Below are 1,430 nucleotides of genomic sequence, written 5' to 3' on the forward strand. Positions count from 1 at the left end.
GCTCAGCCCTTTGTCGCGGCGCGGTACCACTGGACGATCTCGCGGCGCGCCGCCGGGTCCATCTGGATGGCGTTGGGCGGCGGCATGGCGTGGCTGGCGCCGGCTTGCAGGAAGATCAGCCGCGCGTGGCGGGCGACGTCGGATTCGGTCTCGAGCACCACGCCCTTGGGCGGGTGGTGCAGCCCGTCCCACGAGGGCTCGCGCGCATGGCACATCGAGCAATTGCCGATCACCGCGTGATAGGCGTCCTCGAAGCCCGCCGCCCCCGCGAAGCGCTGCTCGGCGGCGTTGAGCGGCCGGGCTTCGGCCTCCTCGTAAGTATCGAGCATCGGCGCGGTGGAGAGCCAGGCGATGGCGATGAAGAGCAGCGCGGTCACCGCCCAGGTCCAGTAGGGCGCCCTCTTGCGCGCGTGCATCGTGTTGAAGAAATGCCGGATCGTCACCCCCATGAGGAAGACCAGGCAGGGAATGATCCAGGCGTTCTCGGTGGCGAAGGCCAGCGGGTAGTGGTTCGACAGCATCAAAAAGACGACCGGCAGCGTCAGGTAGTTGTTGTGCGTCGAGCGCAGCTTGGCGATCTTGCCGTACTTGGGATCGGGGGTGCGGCCGTTCTTCAGGTCGTCCACCACGATGCGCTGGTTCGGCATGATGATGAAGAAGACGTTGGCGGTCATGATCGTCGCGGTGAAGGCGCCGAGGTGCAAGAGCGCGGCGCGGCCGGTGAACACCTGGGTGTAGCCCCAGGACATCACCACCAGCATCCCGAAGAGCAGCACCATCAGCAGCGTCGGCGTCTCGCCGAGCTTGGACTTGCACAGCCGGTCGTAGACCAGCCAGCCGAGGGTCAGCGACAGCGCCGAGATCACGATGCCCTGGAAGAGCGAGATCTCGGCCTTGGTGGGATCGATCAGGAAAAGCTCGCCGCCGGCCCAGTAGACGATCATCAAGAGCGCCGCGCCCGAGAGCCAGGTGGCGTAGCTCTCCCATTTGAACCAGGTCAGGTGGTCGGGCATCGCCTCGGGCGCCACGAGGTACTTCTGGACATGGTAGAACCCGCCGCCATGGACCTGCCATTCCTCGCCATGCGCGCCGACCGGCAGGTGCGGCGCCTTGCGCAGCCCGAGGTCGAGCGCGATGAAGTAAAAGGACGAGCCGATCCAGGCGATCGCGGTGATCACGTGCAGCCAACGCACGGCGAAGCCGAGCCAATCCCAGATGATGGCAAGATCGTACATGCCCGTCTCTCCCTGTTGCGGTGTTGCGCGGCAGCCTAGGCCGGGCGCGATTATTCTGCTATCTCCAGCATCACCCAAGCAGTTTCAAGTTTTGCCGAAGAATGTCCTATCTCGACAATATCCGCACCTTCGTCCGTGTCTACGAGTTGGGCAGCATGTCCGCCGCGGGCCGCGACCTGCGAATCTCACCGGCGG

At 65.1% G+C, this 1,430-nt stretch carries 2 protein-coding genes; one reads left to right on the plus strand and one right to left on the minus strand.

The features are described from left to right. Positions 1–2: 2 nt before the first annotated feature. Complete coding sequence (locus G0D83_RS01080) at positions 3–1,235, minus strand: urate hydroxylase PuuD (RefSeq protein WP_164188785.1); 1,233 nt, start codon at positions 1,233–1,235, stop codon at positions 3–5. Positions 1,236–1,336: 101 nt separating this feature from the next. Between G0D83_RS01080 and G0D83_RS32690 the strand changes: the two genes are divergently transcribed. Beyond that, positions 1,337–1,430, plus strand: a 94-nt coding sequence (locus G0D83_RS32690) for a LysR family transcriptional regulator (RefSeq protein WP_164188786.1), incomplete at its 3' end; no start/stop codon positions are given.

It is taken from the genome of Salipiger sp. PrR003 (assembly GCF_010500785.1).
GTDB classification, from domain to species: domain Bacteria; phylum Pseudomonadota; class Alphaproteobacteria; order Rhodobacterales; family Rhodobacteraceae; genus Salipiger; species Salipiger pacificus_A.